Below are 15,441 nucleotides of genomic sequence, written 5' to 3' on the forward strand. Positions count from 1 at the left end.
CCTGCTGCTATCGGCCGACAAACTGTAGCAATTCGCCCATGTCGTCAAACAGCGCGTCGGGACTGAGAGCGGCAAGACTCTGCCGGTGCTTGTCGGTGCGCGCGTGGCTGCCGCCGGCAAAGGCAAAGACCCGCATGCCCGCCGCCTTCGCCGCTTCGATGCCGGCCGGACTGTCCTCGACGACGACGCAGTCGTGGGGATCGAAGCCCATCTGGCGGCTCGCGTGGAGAAAGAGATCCGGTGCCGGCTTGCCGTGTTTCACCATGGTGGCGGAGAAGATGTTGGGCTCGAAGAGGTCGATGAGCCCCGTTACGGTCAGCGACAGGCGGATGCGCTCGGGCTGGCTGGAAGAGGCGACGCAACAGGCGCCCTTCAGGCCTTCAACGGCGCCCCGGATGCCGGCGATCGGCTGAAGTTCGGTGCGGAAACGGTCGTAAAGCCGGAGGCGCATGCCTTCGAGAAACGCATCGTCGGTGGCAAGCCCGTATTCGTCGTGCAGGATCGCCGACATGCTTTTGAGGCTGCGTCCGAGAAAGCGTTCGGTCGCCTCCTCGGTGGTCATCGAGACGCCGGCGGCCGAGAGCACGTCCACCAGCACTTCCAGCGAGATCGGCTCGCTGTCGACGAGTACCCCGTCGCAGTCGAAGATCACCAGCCCGGACGCCGCATCCGCCATCGCATTTTATCCCTCAAGCTTGCCGTCCAGATAAAGCTGGAGCGTAGCGCGCGTACCCTTTTCCCAGAGGGTTTTCAATGCATCGGCGAAACGACGTCGGAAGAGATCGGAGCGAGCGACGTCGCCGAAGATGTCGCCGAGCGCCAGGAAGGCCATGGGATCGTCCTTGGCGGCAAGCGCTGCCTTGTTCAGCCGGTCGGCGCTCTGGTCGTTGAAGGCGATCGTCTTGCCGCTGTCCGACGTGCCGGCAAAGTATCGGCACCAGAGCGCTGAAACGAGCGATAGCCCGACGACATCCTCGCCGCGCGCCAGCCGATCGGCCGTCGAAGGCAGGATGAACTTCGGCTGCCGGTTGGAGCCGTCCTGGGCCAGCCGCGGGATCGTGTCGCCGATCTTCGGATTGGAAAAGCGCGTCTCGATCAGCTTGTAATAATCGCCGAGATCGGTGTTCGGCACCGGCGGAATGACCGGGATGATCTCGTCATGCTCCAGCTTGGCAAGGAAGGCGCGGATCAGCGGCTCCTCCATCGCCTCGTGGACAAAATGAATGTCGAGCAAGGCGGCGGGATAGGCGATCGCCGCATGGCCGCCATTGAGAATGCGGATCTTCATGTGCTCATAGGGCGCCACGTCAGGCACGAACTGGACGCCGACCTTCTCCAGGGCCGGGCGACCGAGTGGGAAGTGATCTTCGAGCACCCACTGCTTGAATTCCTCGCAGAACACCGGCCAGGCATCCTCGATGCCGTAGTCGTCGGCGACGATGCCGATCTCGCGCGCACCGGTTGCCGGCGTGATCCGGTCGACCATGCCGTTCGGGAAGGCGACATTGGCGTCGATCCAGTCGGCAAAGGCGGGATTATGGAGACGGGCCAGCCCCGAAACCGCCGCATGGGTAACCTCGCCGTTGCCCGGGATGTTGTCGCAGGACATTACGGTGAACGGCGGCACGTTTTTGCCGCGGCGCGCCTTCAGCCCGGCAACGATCAGCCCGAACACCGTCTTCGGAGCCGCCGGGTTCTGCGCATCGGCAACGATATCGGGGTGGGTCGGGTTGAACACACCCGAGGCCGGATCGATGAAATAGCCGCCTTCAGTGATGGTCAGCGAGACGATGCGGATCGAGGGATCGGCGAGCCTGGCAACGATCCCGGCGACGTCGCCCGGTTCCAGATAGTCGATCATTGCGCCGGTGACATGGGCGCCTGTGCGGTTGTTGTCCTGCTCGACGACGGTCGTCAGGAAATCCTGCGCCGCGAGCTTGGCCCGCATCATTGCGTCGGAGGGCAGGACGCCGGCACCGATGATCGCCCAGTCCCTGTCGTGGCCGGCGTTGAAGAGATCGTCGAGATAGACGGCCTGGTGCGCCCGGTGGAAGTTGCCGACGCCGAAATGCACGATGCCCGCCGTCAGTTGCGACCGATCGTAGGCAGGCACGCCGGCTTTGGCCTTGATCGTGTCGAGGGCGGCAATTGAGAGTTTGGTCGTCATGATCCCGTATCCTTTCGAGGCTTCACCGACTGGCGCCGGTTCAGCTCATCCAATTGCCGCCATCGACGTTGTAGGTCTGCGAGACGACGTAGTCGCTCTCGGCTGACGCGAGGAAGATCGCCATGCCCGTCAGGTCCTCTGCCGTTCCCATCCGGCCGAAGGGCACCTCGGCGCCAACGAGCTTCTTCTTTTCGCCGCGCGGGCGGTTCTCGTATTTGGCAAACAGCGCATCGACGCCGTCCCAGTGTTCGCCATCGACCACGCCGGGCGCGATCGCGTTGACGTTGATGCCGTGCTTGATGAGGCCGAGGCCGGCCGACTGGGTGAGACTGATGACCGCCGCCTTGGTGGCGCAATAGACGGCGACCAGCGCCTCGCCGCGCCTGCCTGCCTGGCTTGCCATGTTGATGATCTTGCCGCCCCTGCCCTGATCGATCATCTGCCTGGCTGCGGCCTGCATCGTGAACAGCGTGCCCGATACGTTGATCGCAAACAGCCGGTCGTAGCTCTGACGGCTGATCTCGACGATCGGCGCAAGGTCGAAGAGCGCGGCATTGTTGACGAGGATGTCGAGCCCACCCGCTTGCCGGACGACGGCGGCGATCGCCTCGTCGATCGACGCCTGTTGGGTCACGTCCATCTCCACCGCATAGGCGCCGGCGCCGATCTCGGACGCTGTCTCACGCGCCCGCTCGATGTTGATGTCGGCGATTGCGACCGTGGCGCCCTCGCGGATATAGGCCTCCGCGAAGGCACGACCGATCCCTCGCGCAGATCCGGTGATCAGCGCGCTCTTCCCGTCGAGCCTCTTCATCGAACCGCCAGCCCCTTTTCGTCGAACCTGTGGACGCGCTGCGGATCGGGCGTCAGGAAGACCCGGTCACCATGGGTCACGGCGAAATCGCCGCTGACCCGCGCCGTCACCGTGCCGACATTGTCGACATTGACGTGCAGGAAGGTGTCGGAGCCGAGATGCTCGGCAACACCGACCGTGCCCTGCCAGGTTCCGCTTTCCTTCGAAAGCGCCAGATGTTCAGGCCGAATGCCCATCGTGTGCGCCTGATAGGCGGAAGCCGCCGCACCGCTGACGATGTTCATGCGCGGCGAGCCGATGAAGCCGGCGACGAACAGGTTGTCCGGCTTGTGGTAGAGGTCGAGGGGCGAGCCGACCTGCTCGATGCGACCACGATTGAGCACCACGATCTTGTCGGCCATGGTCATCGCCTCCACTTGGTCGTGGGTGACGTAGATCATCGTCGTCTTCAGGTCCTGGTGCAGTTGGCTGATTTCAAGCCGCATGTTGACGCGCAGCGCCGCGTCGAGGTTCGACAGCGGCTCGTCGAACAGGAACGCCTTCGGCTGGCGCACGATCGCTCGGCCGATCGCGACGCGCTGGCGCTGGCCGCCCGAAAGCTGACGCGGCTTGCGGTCGAGATAGTCGGTGAGGTTCAGCACGCGCGCTGCATCCGACACCTTCTTGTCGATGACGGCCTTGTCCTCGCCCGCCATTTTCAGGGGAAAGGCGATGTTGGAACGCACGCTCATATGCGGATAGAGCGCATAGGACTGGAACACCATCGACAGGCCGCGCTGTGCCGGTGGCAGTTCGGTGGCGTTCTTGCCGTCGATGACGATGTCGCCGTCACTGACGTCTTCGAGGCCGGCAATCAGCCGGAGCAGCGTCGACTTCCCGCAACCGGACGGTCCGACGAAGACGACGAACTCGCCATTGTTGATGTCGAGGTCGATCGAGGGGATGACGGCATGGGCGCCGAAGACCTTCGAAACCTTGCTGAGTGTAATGCTTCCCATTGTCGTATCCCTTATTTGACCGCGCCGAAGGTGAGGCCGCGTACGAGCTGCTTCTGCGAGAACCAGCCGAGTATGAGGATGGGGGCGATCGCCATGGTCGAGGCGGCCGAGAGCTTGGCGTAGAACAGGCCTTCAGGGCTCGAATAGGAGGCGATGAACGCCGTCAGCGGTGCTGCCTTGGCGGCACTGAGGTTGAGCGTCCAGAACGCCTCGTTCCAGGCGAGGATGATGTTCAAGAGCAGCGTCGAGGCGATGCCCGGGATCGCCATCGGCGTCAGCACATAGATGATCTCCTTGGAGAGCGATGCACCGTCCATGCGCGCGGCCTCCAGGATCTCGCCGGGGATTTCCTTGAAGTAGGTGTAAAGCATCCAGATGATGATCGGCAGGTTGATCAGCGTCAGCACGATCACGAGGCCGGTGCGGGTGTCGAGCAGGCCGGTGTTGCGGAACAACAGATACATCGGCACCAGCACACCGACCGACGGCATCATCTTGGTGGAGAGCATCCACATGAGCACGTCCTTGGTGCGCTTGGTCGGCGAGAACGCCATCGCCCAGGCGGACGGGATGGCGATGATCAGGCCGATCAGTGTCGAGCCGAAGGAGACGACGACCGAGTTCATGAAGTGCAGGAAGTAGTTCGAGCGGCTTTGCACCTCGTGATAGTTCTCCGTCGTCCAGTCGAAGAAGAACAGCGACGGCGGCGATGCGATCGCCTCGGCCTCGGTCTTGAAGCTCGTCAGGAACGTCCAGAGGATCGGGAAGAAGATGAGGATGCCGATCGTCCAGGCGACGACGGTCACGACGATCTTTCTTTGGGTGGAGACGTTGCGTGCCATGGTTCTCAAGCCTCCAGCGTCTTGCCGATCATGCGCATCAGGAAGAATGCGACGATGTTGGCGAGGATGACCGCGATGATGCCGCCGGCCGAAGCACCGCCCACGTCGAACTGCAGCAGGGCCTGCGCATAGACGAGGAAAGTCAGGTTGGTGCTCTGCGTGCCCGGGCCGCCATTGGTGGTGACCAGAATTTCGGCAAAGACCGAGAGCAGGAAGATCGTCTGAATGAGGATGACGACGGTGATCGCGCGAGAAAGATGCGGCAACACCAGGTAGATGAAGCGGCTCAAGGCGCCGGCGCCGTCCATCTGCGCGGCTTCCTTCTGCTCCTCGTCGAGCGACTGCAGTGCCGTCAGCAGGATCAGCGTCGCAAAGGGCAGCCACTGCCAGGCGACGATCAGGATCACCGACATCAGGGGTGCGTTGGCGAGAAAGTCGAAAGGCTGCAGCCCGAAGAGCTTGGCGATCCAGGCAAAGAGCCCATTGACCGGGTTCATGAACATGTTCTTCCAGACGAGTGCCGCGACTGTCGGCATGATCAGGAACGGCGCGATGACCAGAATGCGCACGATCCCCTGCCCGAACATCGGCTGGTCCAGCAGAAGCGCCAGCGCGATGCCGCCGATGACAGTGATGAACAACACGCCGAGCACGATCGCCAGCGTGTTGAAGAGCGCCTGGAAGAAAGCGGGATCGGTCAGGAAGTAGCTGTAGTTGGAAAAGCCCGCGAACTCCTCCATCCCCGGCATCAGAAGATTGTAGCGCAGGAACGAGAAGTAGATCGTCATGGCCAGCGGAACGATCATCCAGGCCAGAAGCAGAAGCACCGAAGGCGCAATCATCAGACGCGCGGCGGAGCGGGTGTGCAAGGTCGCCATGGCGTCCCCCCAAATGACGGAATTCAACGCTGTTTCGAGATCGGGTCGGGCGGCGCGTTTTTCCGCGCGAGCCCTGCGGCTACCTTCGGGATTTACCGGGGCGCCAGCCATTTACGGCCAGCACCCCGGGCCCTTGGGAGCCTTACTTGATGTAACCGGCCTTGGTCATTTCGCGTTCGGTCAGCTTCTGGGCGCTGGCAAGCGCGTCGTCGACGCTCATCTGGCCGGCAAGAGCCGCCGAGAACTGCTGGCCGACCGCCGTGCCGAGACCCTGGAATTCCGGGATCGCCACGAACTGCACGCCGACATAGGGAACCGGCTTGACCGCCGGGTTCTTCGGGTCGGCCGCGTTGATCGAGTCGAGCGTCATCTTCGCGAAGGGTGCTGCCTTCTGGTACTCGGGGTTGGCGTAGAGCGAGGTGCGCGTGCCCGGAGGAACGTTCGCCCAGCCTTCCTTGTCTGCCACGAGCTTCAGATAGTCCTTGCCGGTTGCCCAGGAGATGAATTTCTCGGCCGAGGCGACCTTCTGCGAGCCCGCGGGGATCGCAAGGTTCCAGGCCCAGAGCCAGTTGCCGCGTTTGCCAAGCCCGGTGTCCGGCGCCAGCGCGAAGCCGACCTTATCGGCAACGGTCGATTCCTTCGGGTTGGTGACGAAGGAAGCGGCCACGGTCGCGTCGATCCACATGCCGCACTTGCCGGTCTGGAACAGCGACAGGTTCTCGTTGAAGCCGTTGGAGGATGCGCCGGGCGGTCCGGCGTCGTTCATCAGCTTGACGTAGAAGTTGAGCGCGTTCTTCCATTCGGGCTGGTCGAACTGCGGCTTCCAGTTCTCGTCGAACCAGCGGGCGCCAAAGGCGTTCGCGGTCGCCGTCAGGAAGGCCATGTTCTCACCCCAGCCGGCCTTGCCGCGCAGGCAGATGCCGTAGACTTCGGCGTTCTTGTCTGTGATCTTACGTGCCGCGTCGGCGATGAAGTCCCAGGTCGGCGCGTCGGGCATGGTCAGCCCGGCCTTCTCGAACAGGTCCTTGCGGTACATCACCATCGAGCTTTCGCCATAGAAGGGTGCCGCATAGAGCTTGCCGTCGATGGTGAGTCCGGAGCGGATCGCCGGCAAGAGGTCGTCGACATCGTAGTCGGCGCCGAGATTGTCGAGCGGCAGCAGCCAGCCCTGCTTCGCCCAGATCGGCACTTCATAGGTGCCGATCGTCATGATGTCGTACTGGCCGCCCTTGGTGGCGATATCGGTCGTCACGCGCTGGCGCAGCACGTTTTCCTCAAGCGTTACCCACTCGAGCTGAATGTCCGGATTCTTGGACGTGAAATCTTCCGTCAGCTTCTGCATCCGGATCATGTCGCCGTTGTTCACGGTCGCGATCGTCAGGGTTTCTGCTTGGGCCAGACCCGACAGTGCGACTGCCGAGCACGTGCCCAGCAGGAAAGTTCTCAAGTTCATTGACTTCCTCCCAGAAGAAATTGAGCATTTGCCTCGCTCATGGGCAATTACTCACTTCTCATGACGAATTGTCAATGCGCATTCGTTGCTGCGGCGCACACAGAAACATTAGAAGATTGTTTTGATTGCCGATTTTTTCGTTTCGCAAATGCGAAAGGCCGGCGCTGGGGCCGGCCTTTTCAATCGTTTCGCATAACGATCATGCGTTGAGCAGATAGCTCGCCGTCGCCTCATCGGTGATAAGGCCGTTGATAATGCCGCCCTTTACGGCCGCCCGCAGCGCCTCATACTTGCGCTGCCCCTTGGCAAGTCCGATTACAGACGCCCGGTCGCGCGGCGGCAAGGGAACGGAGGCGACGCGCTCGTTGAAGCTGCCCGAGAGCAACGCGCCATCATGATCGAACATCCAGCCACAGATCTCGCCCGCGGCACCCGCCTTGGTCAGACCGGCCATCTCGTCCTGGGCGAGGAACCCGTCCTGGCAGAGCGGCGCGTCCGGGCCGAGCTCGCCGACGCCGACGAAGGCGACATTGGCTTCGGCGCCTAGCTTCAGAGCCACCTGCACCAGGCTCTGGCTGTGCAGCACCTCCCGCTCCTCGGCCGAAGCGGCGAGCACCGGCAGCGGCATCGGAAAATGCCGGGCCTTGACCGCATCGGCCATGCTGAAGATGACGTTGTAATAGGCGGCCGAACCATCAAGGCCGATATTGCCCGTGAGCGACACGATGCGGTGCTGCGGACATTCCATCGGCGGCAACTGATCGACCGCCGCTTTCAGCGTGCGCCCGGTACCGATCGCCAGCACCTGCGGCTCGGACGATTTCAGCCAGCGCTCGATCTCGGCGGCCCCGGCTTCCGCGATGCCAACGGTCGTCGAGGTCGAACCGGGATCGCTCGGCACCACCTCCACATGTTTCAGTCCGTATTTGTCGCGAAGACCTGCGGCCGCCTCGAGGCAGGCGGCAATCGGATGGTCGAGCCGAACCTTGATCAGCCGCTCGGACATGGCGAGCGAAACCAATCGCTGCGCCGACTGGCGCGAGATTCCCATGACGGTGGCGATCTCATCCTGGGTGCGGCCAGCGACATAGTATAGCCAGCCTGCCCGGGCAGCATCGTCAAGCCTGTTGTTCGCCTCGCCCCTGCGTGCCATCGCTGTTCTCCATCCCCCCCGATCACGATACTTTTGGATCCTGTCGATCCAAAAGTATCGTGATCGATCTTCATAAGCAGAGCGGGGTGCGGGCGGAAAACCGCGCACACTTTTCCTCACCCCGCTCTGATCTGCTGCCACTATTGCCCCGCCCTGTCAAACATCGGCCAAGAACAAGGGCTTGGCAGGTCTGCCGCAAGGCCCGGGATCACAAGGCTTTTCGGCCGTTTCGACCTTAAATTTTTACCGTTTGATAAAAAAATAAAGCGTGTTACCGTTCCATCATCCTGAGAAAACATTGGGAGCCAAAAATGGGAACGACACAATCTGGGATCCTCGGCGGCCGCCTGCCGCTCGGGGAGTACGAGAGCAATTTCTCCGACCTGCATCCACCGCTCGACAAGCACGAGGCCCTCGTCGCTTCAGACCGCTGTTACTTCTGCCATGACGCGCCGTGCATGACGGCCTGTCCCACCTCCATCGATATCCCGCTGTTCATTCGGCAGATATCGACCGGAAACCCGATCGGATCGGCCAAGACGATCTTCGATCAGAACATCCTGGGCGGCATGTGCGCCCGCGTCTGTCCCACCGAAACGCTGTGCGAACAGGCTTGCGTTCGCAACACCGCCGAGGAGCGCCCGGTCGAGATCGGCCGCCTGCAGCGCTATGCGACCGACGTGGCGATGAAAGAGAACAAGCAGTTCTACACCCGTGCTGAAACCTCCGGCCGCAAGATCGCCGTCGTCGGCGCCGGCCCGGCCGGCCTTGCTGCTGCCCATCGGTTGGCCGTCAAGGGCCACGACGTCGTGATCTACGATGCCCGGCCGAAGTCCGGCGGCCTCAATGAGTACGGCATTGCCGCCTACAAGTCGGTCGACGACTTCGCGCAGAAGGAAGTCGACTACGTGCTGGCGATCGGCGGCATCGAAGTGCGCCAGGGCCAGGCGCTCGGCCGCGATTTCACCCTCGCCGACCTCTCGGAACAGTATGACGCCGTCTTCCTCGGCCTCGGCCTTGCGGGCGTGAACGCGCTGCGTCTCGAAGGCGAAAGTGCCGAAGGCGTTGACGATGCCGTCGACTTCATCGCCGCCCTTCGCCAGTCGAAGACCAAGGCCGATATCCCGGTCGGCCGTCGCGTCGTCGTCCTCGGTGGCGGCATGACCGCAATCGATGCGGCGGTGCAGGCAAAGCTGCTCGGCGCGGAAGAAGTGACGATCTGTTATCGCCGCGGCAAGGAGCACATGAACGCCTCCGAGTTCGAACAGGACCTGGCGGCCTCCAAGGGCGTCACCATCCGCCACTGGCTGCAGCCGAAGCGCATCGCCGAGAAGGACGGCAAGGTCGCCGGCATCGAGCTGGAATACACCACGCTCGAAGACGGAAAGCTGACGGCGACCGGCGAAACCGGTATCATTGCCGCCGACCAGATCTTCAAGGCGATCGGCCAGAGCTTCCTCGGAGCAGGCCTCGGCGCGCTGCAACTCGAAGGCGGCCGCATTGTTGCCGACGCCGAAGGGCGCACGTCGCTGCCCAACGTCTGGGCCGGCGGCGACTGCGTGCTCGGCGGTGAAGACCTCACGGTCTCGGCCGTCGCCATGGGCCGCGACGCGGCTGAATCGATCAATCGGGCCTTCGCCACGGCAGCGCCGCGCGCGAGCGCAGTTGCCTAAGGGATCGGGAGGAGAAACCAATGGCTGATCTTCGCAATAATTTTGTCGGCATCAAATCCCCGAACCCGTTCTGGCTGGCATCCGCCCCACCGACGGACAAAGCTTACAACGTCGAGCGCGCCTTCAAGGCGGGCTGGGGCGGCGTCGTCTGGAAGACGCTCGGCGAGGAAGGCCCGCCGGTCGTCAACGTCAACGGCCCGCGCTACGGCGCGATCTGGGGCGCCGACCGCCGGCTGCTCGGGCTGAACAACATTGAGCTCATCACCGACCGCGACCTCTATGTGAACCTGCGCGAAATGAAGCAGGTGAAGATGAACTGGCCGGATCGCGCCCTGATCGCCTCGATCATGGTGCCCTGCGAGGAAGAGGCGTGGAAGGCGATCCTGCCGCTGGTCGAGGAAACCGGCGCCGACGGCATCGAACTCAACTTCGGCTGTCCGCACGGCATGTCCGAACGTGGCATGGGTGCTGCGGTCGGCCAGGTGCCGGAATACATCGAGATGGTCGTGCGCTGGTGCAAGCAGTACACGCGCATGCCTGTCATCACCAAATTGACGCCCAATATCACCGACATCCGCAAGCCCGCCCGCGCCGCCAAGGCCGGCGGCACCGACGCGGTGTCGTTGATCAACACGATCAATTCGATCGTCTCGGTCGACCTCGACAACTTCGCCCCCAACCCGACGGTCGGCGGCAAGGGCACCCACGGCGGCTATTGCGGCCCGGCGGTGAAGCCGATCGCGCTCAATATGGTCGCCGAGATCGCTCGCGATCCGGAAACCTACGGCCTGCCGATCTCCGGCATCGGCGGCATCACCACCTGGCGCGACGCGGCCGAGTTCCTGGCACTTGGCGCCGGCAACGTCCAGGTCTGCACCGCAGCCATGACCTATGGCTTCAAGATCGTCCAGGAAATGATCTCGGGCCTCTCCGACTGGATGGACGCCAAGGGTCACCGCAACCTCGATGATATCACCGGACGCGCGGTCCCGAACGTTACCGACTGGCAGTATCTGAACCTCAACTACATCGCCAAGGCGAAGATCGACCAGGATGCCTGCATCAAGTGCGGTCGCTGCCACATCGCCTGCGAGGATACCTCGCACCAGGCGATCACGCAGTTCGTCAACGGCGTACGTCACTTCGAGGTAATGGAAGACGAGTGCGTTGGCTGCAATCTCTGCGTCAACGTCTGTCCCGTCGAAAACTGCATCACCATGGAAGAGCTGCCGGCCGGCACGCTCGACCAGCGCACCGGCAAGCCGGTCGATCCAAACTACGCCAACTGGACGACCCATCCGAACAACCCGATGGCCCGCCAGGCCGCTGAGTAGCGGATCTCGTCACTTCATCGAAACGCCGCCGGACCACAAATCCGGCGGCGTTTTCTCATGTGCCCTCAGAACTCGACGACGACCTTGCCGAACGGGCCGCGGTCGAGATGCGCCAGAGCCTCGCGGAACTGTTCGAACGAATAGCGCGCATCGATGACTGGCTTGATCGCGGTCCGGTCGATCGCGACGACGAGATCCTGCAGCGCCCGGCGGTGAGCGACGCCGATGCCCTGGATGATGGGCGATTTCAAGAGAACCGGCGTCACCGGAGCCGAGATCTCCGCGCCTTCGAAAACCCCGATCACCGATATCCGCCCTTGCACGGCAACCGCCTGCAGCGACTTGCCGAGATTGGCGCCGCCCGCCATCTCCAGAATATGATCGGCGCCGTGATCGCCGGTAATCTCAAGAACCCGCTCCGCCCAGTCCTCAGATACACGGTCGATCCCGTGATCGGCGCCAAGCGCCAACGCACGCTCCAGCTTGTCCTTGCTGGCCGACGTGACGATGACCTCGGCGCCATGCGCCTTGGCGATCTGCAACCCGAACAGCGATACGCCGCCGGTGCCCTGCACGACGACGCGGTCGCCGGCCTTGGGATGCCCCTTCTCGACCAGGGCGAACCAGGCCGTCACCCCGGCACAGGGCAAGGTGCTCGCCTCGCCATCGTCCAGGCTCTCGGGTGCTGCGACGAACCAGTCCTCGGGGAAAGCGACATATTGCGACGCGACACCCGGGTTCAGGCCGCCAAGGGCAAACGACGTTGGGTGACGAGCCGTTCCCGGCTTTTGACCGTCGATCCAGGTCGGATCGAAAACGGAGATGACCCGATCGCCGGGCTGGAAGCGCGTCACGCCGCGGCCGACCGCTTCCACCACCCCTGCCATGTCGGAGCCCGGCACGAAGGGGAAGGAAAGCGGCATGCCCATGCCGTTTTCCAAGACCAGCTTGTCGCGAAAATTGAGCGACACGGCCGTCGTGCGAACAAGCACCTCACCTGGGCCCGGCTCCGGAACACGGCGCTCGGTAATTTTGAGGTTTTCGGCTCCAAGCGCGTCGATCGTCCATTCCTTCATCAGTCTTGCCATAGTCCGTTCCTTTCACTGGATTGATCTGATGGAGGAAGCATAGCGTTGAATTTATCTCTCCAGTTGCGATAAGAATTCGCCATATTGGTTCTTAAAAGGAGACAATCTTGGAGCGGTTGGGAGGCATTTCGATCTTCGTCGAGGCGGTCGAAGCTGGTGGATTTTCAGCGGCGGCCGAACGGCTGAACCTCTCGCGCTCCGCTGTCGGCAAGACGATTGCCAAGCTCGAACAAAGACTTGGCGTCCGGCTCTTCCATCGCACGACCCGCACACAGAGCCTGACGGCCGAAGGCCAGCTCTATTATGAAAGTTGTCTCAGAGCCGTTGGTGAGATTCGTGCCGGCGAGGCACTGCTGGAATCGGGCAAGCAGGAGATCAGAGGTCGGCTGCGCATGTCCCTGCCCGTGGTTTTCGGACGGCAATGCGTCATGCCGCTCTTGTCGGAACTGCTGGGTCAGCACCCGCTCCTGGAACTCGACGTCAATTTCAGCGACCGCAGGGTCGATCTTGTCGAGGACGGCTTCGATCTCGCCATTCGCACAGGTCCACTGCCCGATGAACCCGATGTGATGGCGCGCAAGGTTGCCGACCAGCCCATGACGGTCTGCGCCTCCCCCGCCTACCTGCAGCGGCACGGCACGCCGCGCAGCATCGATGACCTTCTTCACCATCAGGCGATCCTCTATCGGCGCAGCAGCGATGCGCTTTCCTGGTCCTTCCCGGTCAAGGGAGCGGTACCCCGGCAGGTGACGCCGCCGGCACGGCTGAAACTGGACGACCTGACCTCGATCGCCGATGCGGCGGCAGACGGCTTCGGCCTTGCATGGCTGCCGTGCTGGCTGGTGCGCAGCCACATCGACTCAGGACGGCTCGTCCGCATTCTTACCGATGTGCCCGCCCTCTCCTTCGCAGCCCATGTCGTGTGGCCGCGCACGCAATACATGCCGCCGAAATTGCGGCTGATGATCGACACGCTGGCCGATCGACTGGCCCCCATGATGCAATGATCCGCGGAGCATTCCTGCTTCCGAAGGCGGCGGCGTGCGGATAATGGTCGGCTTTGGCGGCCGCTTCGCCCGGCTCTGCGGATCCCGCCCGCACCCGAGCGCGTTCCTGCGGCCGGATTCGGATGAATAGCGTGCTGCGCCGATAACGAACAGGACACGAAAACGAAACAGATTGTGTAAAAATGGTAAGTTGTCGGCTCGTACGATCTGGATAATAAGGGAGTACTCATACGGGGTGCGTCGCGGGCTCGATCAGGGCCGCAACGCGATCTCCAAAGGTTTTGACACTGCAGCCGGACGACGCTCCGGCAGAGCCGGACTTGTTGCTTGACGATCATTTCGGCCAACCGACGCAAGCGAATGCACCTCGTCTCCGGGGCCATACTCGGTACGTTCGTTCTGGCGCATTTCTTCAACCACTCGCTCGGCCTGATCTCCGTCGAAGCGATGGAAACCGCCCGCAAAGGCTTCAATCTCATCTGGCACAGCCTGCCCGGCACGGTGCTGCTCTACGGCGCCCTGCTGCTGCATTTCGCCATGGCGCTCGAAAGCATCTATCGTCGGCAGACGCTCAGAATGCCGGCGCGCGAGGCGCTGAAGATCGTCTTCGGCCTCAGCCTGCCTTTCCTTTTGATCGGCCACGTGACGGCCGCACGCGTCGAGCCACTTCTTACCGGGGTCGACGCGGATTATCCGGACATGCTCCGCATGCTCTGGTCGAATTCCGTCAATGCCACGAGACAATCGCTCGCCCTGCTGCTCGTCTGGGGCCACGGCTGCCTCGGCGCCTGGTTCTGGATGCGCGGCCGCGCCTGGTTCCCGCGTTACGAAATCCTGCTCTACACGGTCGCGATGCTCGTGCCGATCTTCGCGCTGCTCGGCTTCGTCAGCGGCGCCCGCTCGATCGAGGACGGTTACGCCGAACATGGCGGCTACGGCGACCGTTCCTATTCGAAGCCTCAGTTCGACCTCACGCTTCTCGAGGATATTCGGCTCGGCCTCTATTTCGGCTTCGGCGGCCTGATCGCCGGCACGTTCCTGCTGCGGGCCATGCCAAAGGGCGGGCGCATTCGCGTGCGCTATCCCGACGGTCGGGTGGCCACCGTCAATCTCGGCTTCAGCGTGCTTGAGGCGAGCAGGGCCGCGGGCATCGCCCACGTCTCGGTCTGCGGCGGCCGTGGCCGATGCTCGACCTGCCGGGTACGCATCATCCAGGGGCTTGAAGACCAACCGCCACCCGAGGATGCGGAGCTCGCGACACTCACCCGGATCGGCGCACCCGACAATGTCCGCCTCGCCTGCCAGTTTCGCCCTGTCCATAACGTCACCGTCGTGCCGATCCTCGACAGCGACAGCCTCGGCATCAAGAAGCAGATCGGCCGCGAGGGCGGCGAAGGTCGCGAACGGCGCATCGCCGTGCTCTTCTGCGACCTGCGCGGCTTCACCAGCATTGCCGAACACAAGCTGCCTTTCGACACCGTGTTCCTGCTCAACCGCTACTTCGAGATGGTGGGCGAAGCGGTCGAGGATTCCGGCGGCGTCATCGACAAGTTCATCGGTGACGGCGCATTGGCGATCTTCGGGCTGAAGAGCACCTACACGGAGGCCTGCCGGCAGTCGCTTGCCGCCGCCGTGCGCATATCCAAGGGCCTCGAGACGCTGAACCAGACCTTCCGCGGCGAACTCGACGAGCCGCTGCGCATCGCCATGGGCCTGCACGCCGGCCCGGCGATCATCGGCGAGATCGGCTACGGCCAGGCCACATCGCTGACGGCGGTCGGCGATACGATTAACACGGCGAGCCGTCTGGAAGGCCTCGCCAAGGAACACGACGTACAATTGGCCGTCTCGGCCGAGCTCGTCAACCGCGCGGGCCTGGTGATCGAAGGGCATGAGCGGCTGGACATCGGCCTGCGCGGCCGGCAGGCGACGCTCGAAACCTGGATCGTCGGGGATGCCGCCGGTATCTCCACGGCCTTGCAACCTGCACCGTCGAACGCGTAGTGCAACCCCTTGAAAGCGTGAAACAGTTTT

Annotated in this window: 13 protein-coding genes; 4 read left to right on the plus strand and 9 right to left on the minus strand. The window is 63.1% G+C overall.

Annotated elements, in window-relative coordinates; genetic code table 11:
• Positions 1 to 7 precede the first annotated feature (7 nt).
• The 8 genes from ASE71_RS19045 to ASE71_RS19080 all read right to left on the minus strand — a co-directional run bounded on the left by ASE71_RS19045 (position 8) and on the right by ASE71_RS19080 (position 8,305).
• Positions 8 to 676, minus strand: coding sequence for an HAD family hydrolase (locus ASE71_RS19045; RefSeq protein ID WP_060518898.1), 669 nt, complete (start codon positions 674 to 676; stop codon positions 8 to 10).
• A gap of 6 nt (positions 677 to 682) precedes the next feature.
• Positions 683 to 2,167 (minus strand): mannitol dehydrogenase family protein, encoded by a 1,485-nt coding sequence (locus tag ASE71_RS19050; protein ID WP_060518900.1) that lies wholly within the window; start codon positions 2,165 to 2,167, stop codon positions 683 to 685.
• Between the two features lie 40 nt (positions 2,168 to 2,207).
• Positions 2,208 to 2,981 carry an L-iditol 2-dehydrogenase gene (locus ASE71_RS19055; RefSeq protein ID WP_034794082.1) on the minus strand — a complete coding sequence of 258 codons (774 nt, stop codon included), beginning with the start codon at positions 2,979 to 2,981 and terminating at the stop codon, positions 2,208 to 2,210.
• Positions 2,978 to 3,979 carry an ABC transporter ATP-binding protein gene (locus ASE71_RS19060; protein ID WP_034794095.1) on the minus strand — a complete coding sequence of 334 codons (1,002 nt, stop codon included), beginning with the start codon at positions 3,977 to 3,979 and terminating at the stop codon, positions 2,978 to 2,980. Before ASE71_RS19060 ends, ASE71_RS19055 begins: the two co-directional genes overlap by 4 nt.
• Before the next feature lie 11 nt (positions 3,980 to 3,990).
• Positions 3,991 to 4,821 carry a carbohydrate ABC transporter permease gene (locus ASE71_RS19065; protein WP_034794097.1) on the minus strand — a complete coding sequence of 277 codons (831 nt, stop codon included), beginning with the start codon at positions 4,819 to 4,821 and terminating at the stop codon, positions 3,991 to 3,993.
• 5 nt (positions 4,822 to 4,826) lie between these two features.
• Complete coding sequence (locus tag ASE71_RS19070; protein ID WP_060518902.1) at positions 4,827 to 5,699, minus strand: carbohydrate ABC transporter permease; 873 nt, start codon at positions 5,697 to 5,699, stop codon at positions 4,827 to 4,829.
• A gap of 142 nt (positions 5,700 to 5,841) precedes the next feature.
• The gene (locus ASE71_RS19075; RefSeq protein ID WP_060518903.1) at positions 5,842 to 7,152 is read right to left on the minus strand and encodes an ABC transporter substrate-binding protein; all 1,311 of its coding nucleotides are present in this window, start codon (positions 7,150 to 7,152) and stop codon (positions 5,842 to 5,844) included.
• A gap of 199 nt (positions 7,153 to 7,351) precedes the next feature.
• Complete coding sequence (locus ASE71_RS19080) at positions 7,352 to 8,305, minus strand: sugar-binding transcriptional regulator (RefSeq protein WP_060518905.1); 954 nt, start codon at positions 8,303 to 8,305, stop codon at positions 7,352 to 7,354.
• 311 nt (positions 8,306 to 8,616) lie between these two features.
• Between ASE71_RS19080 and ASE71_RS19085 the strand changes: the two genes are divergently transcribed.
• Both ASE71_RS19085 and preA read left to right on the plus strand, forming a co-directional pair.
• On the plus strand, positions 8,617 to 9,978 hold the full coding sequence (locus ASE71_RS19085; RefSeq protein ID WP_060518907.1) for an NAD(P)-dependent oxidoreductase: 1,362 nt from the start codon (positions 8,617 to 8,619) through the stop codon (positions 9,976 to 9,978).
• Positions 9,979 to 9,998: 20 nt separating this feature from the next.
• A complete protein-coding gene (preA, locus tag ASE71_RS19090) occupies positions 9,999 to 11,312 on the plus strand; it encodes an NAD-dependent dihydropyrimidine dehydrogenase subunit PreA (protein ID WP_034794108.1) in 1,314 nt (437 codons plus the stop codon).
• Positions 11,313 to 11,377: 65 nt separating this feature from the next.
• Here the strand turns inward: preA and ASE71_RS19095 are convergent, their stop codons facing one another.
• Positions 11,378 to 12,400 (minus strand): zinc-dependent alcohol dehydrogenase family protein, encoded by a 1,023-nt coding sequence (locus ASE71_RS19095; RefSeq protein ID WP_060518909.1) that lies wholly within the window; start codon positions 12,398 to 12,400, stop codon positions 11,378 to 11,380.
• Between the two features lie 107 nt (positions 12,401 to 12,507).
• Here ASE71_RS19095 and ASE71_RS19100 point away from each other — a divergent pair, with 107 nt between their 5' ends.
• Complete coding sequence (locus ASE71_RS19100; protein ID WP_034794112.1) at positions 12,508 to 13,407, plus strand: LysR family transcriptional regulator; 900 nt, start codon at positions 12,508 to 12,510, stop codon at positions 13,405 to 13,407.
• Between the two features lie 327 nt (positions 13,408 to 13,734).
• The gene (locus ASE71_RS19105; RefSeq protein WP_060518911.1) at positions 13,735 to 15,411 is read left to right on the plus strand and encodes an adenylate/guanylate cyclase domain-containing protein; all 1,677 of its coding nucleotides are present in this window, start codon (positions 13,735 to 13,737) and stop codon (positions 15,409 to 15,411) included.
• Positions 15,412 to 15,441 lie beyond the last annotated feature (30 nt).

It is taken from the genome of Ensifer sp. Root954 (assembly GCF_001429005.1).
GTDB lineage: Bacteria > Pseudomonadota > Alphaproteobacteria > Rhizobiales > Rhizobiaceae > Ensifer > Ensifer adhaerens.

Coding starts and splice junctions, on each gene's coding strand:
- ASE71_RS19045 (WP_060518898.1), bottom strand. CDS start 676: ATGGCGGATGCGGCGTCCGGGCTGGTGATCTTCGACTGCGACGGGGTA.
- ASE71_RS19050 (WP_060518900.1), bottom strand. CDS start 2,167: ATGACGACCAAACTCTCAATTGCCGCCCTCGACACGATCAAGGCCAAA.
- ASE71_RS19055 (WP_034794082.1), bottom strand. CDS start 2,981: ATGAAGAGGCTCGACGGGAAGAGCGCGCTGATCACCGGATCTGCGCGA.
- ASE71_RS19060 (WP_034794095.1), bottom strand. CDS start 3,979: ATGGGAAGCATTACACTCAGCAAGGTTTCGAAGGTCTTCGGCGCCCAT.
- ASE71_RS19065 (WP_034794097.1), bottom strand. CDS start 4,821: ATGGCACGCAACGTCTCCACCCAAAGAAAGATCGTCGTGACCGTCGTC.
- ASE71_RS19070 (WP_060518902.1), bottom strand. CDS start 5,699: ATGGCGACCTTGCACACCCGCTCCGCCGCGCGTCTGATGATTGCGCCT.
- ASE71_RS19075 (WP_060518903.1), bottom strand. CDS start 7,152: ATGAACTTGAGAACTTTCCTGCTGGGCACGTGCTCGGCAGTCGCACTG.
- ASE71_RS19080 (WP_060518905.1), bottom strand. CDS start 8,305: ATGGCACGCAGGGGCGAGGCGAACAACAGGCTTGACGATGCTGCCCGG.
- ASE71_RS19085 (WP_060518907.1), top strand. CDS start 8,617: ATGGGAACGACACAATCTGGGATCCTCGGCGGCCGCCTGCCGCTCGGG.
- preA (WP_034794108.1), top strand. CDS start 9,999: ATGGCTGATCTTCGCAATAATTTTGTCGGCATCAAATCCCCGAACCCG.
- ASE71_RS19095 (WP_060518909.1), bottom strand. CDS start 12,400: ATGGCAAGACTGATGAAGGAATGGACGATCGACGCGCTTGGAGCCGAA.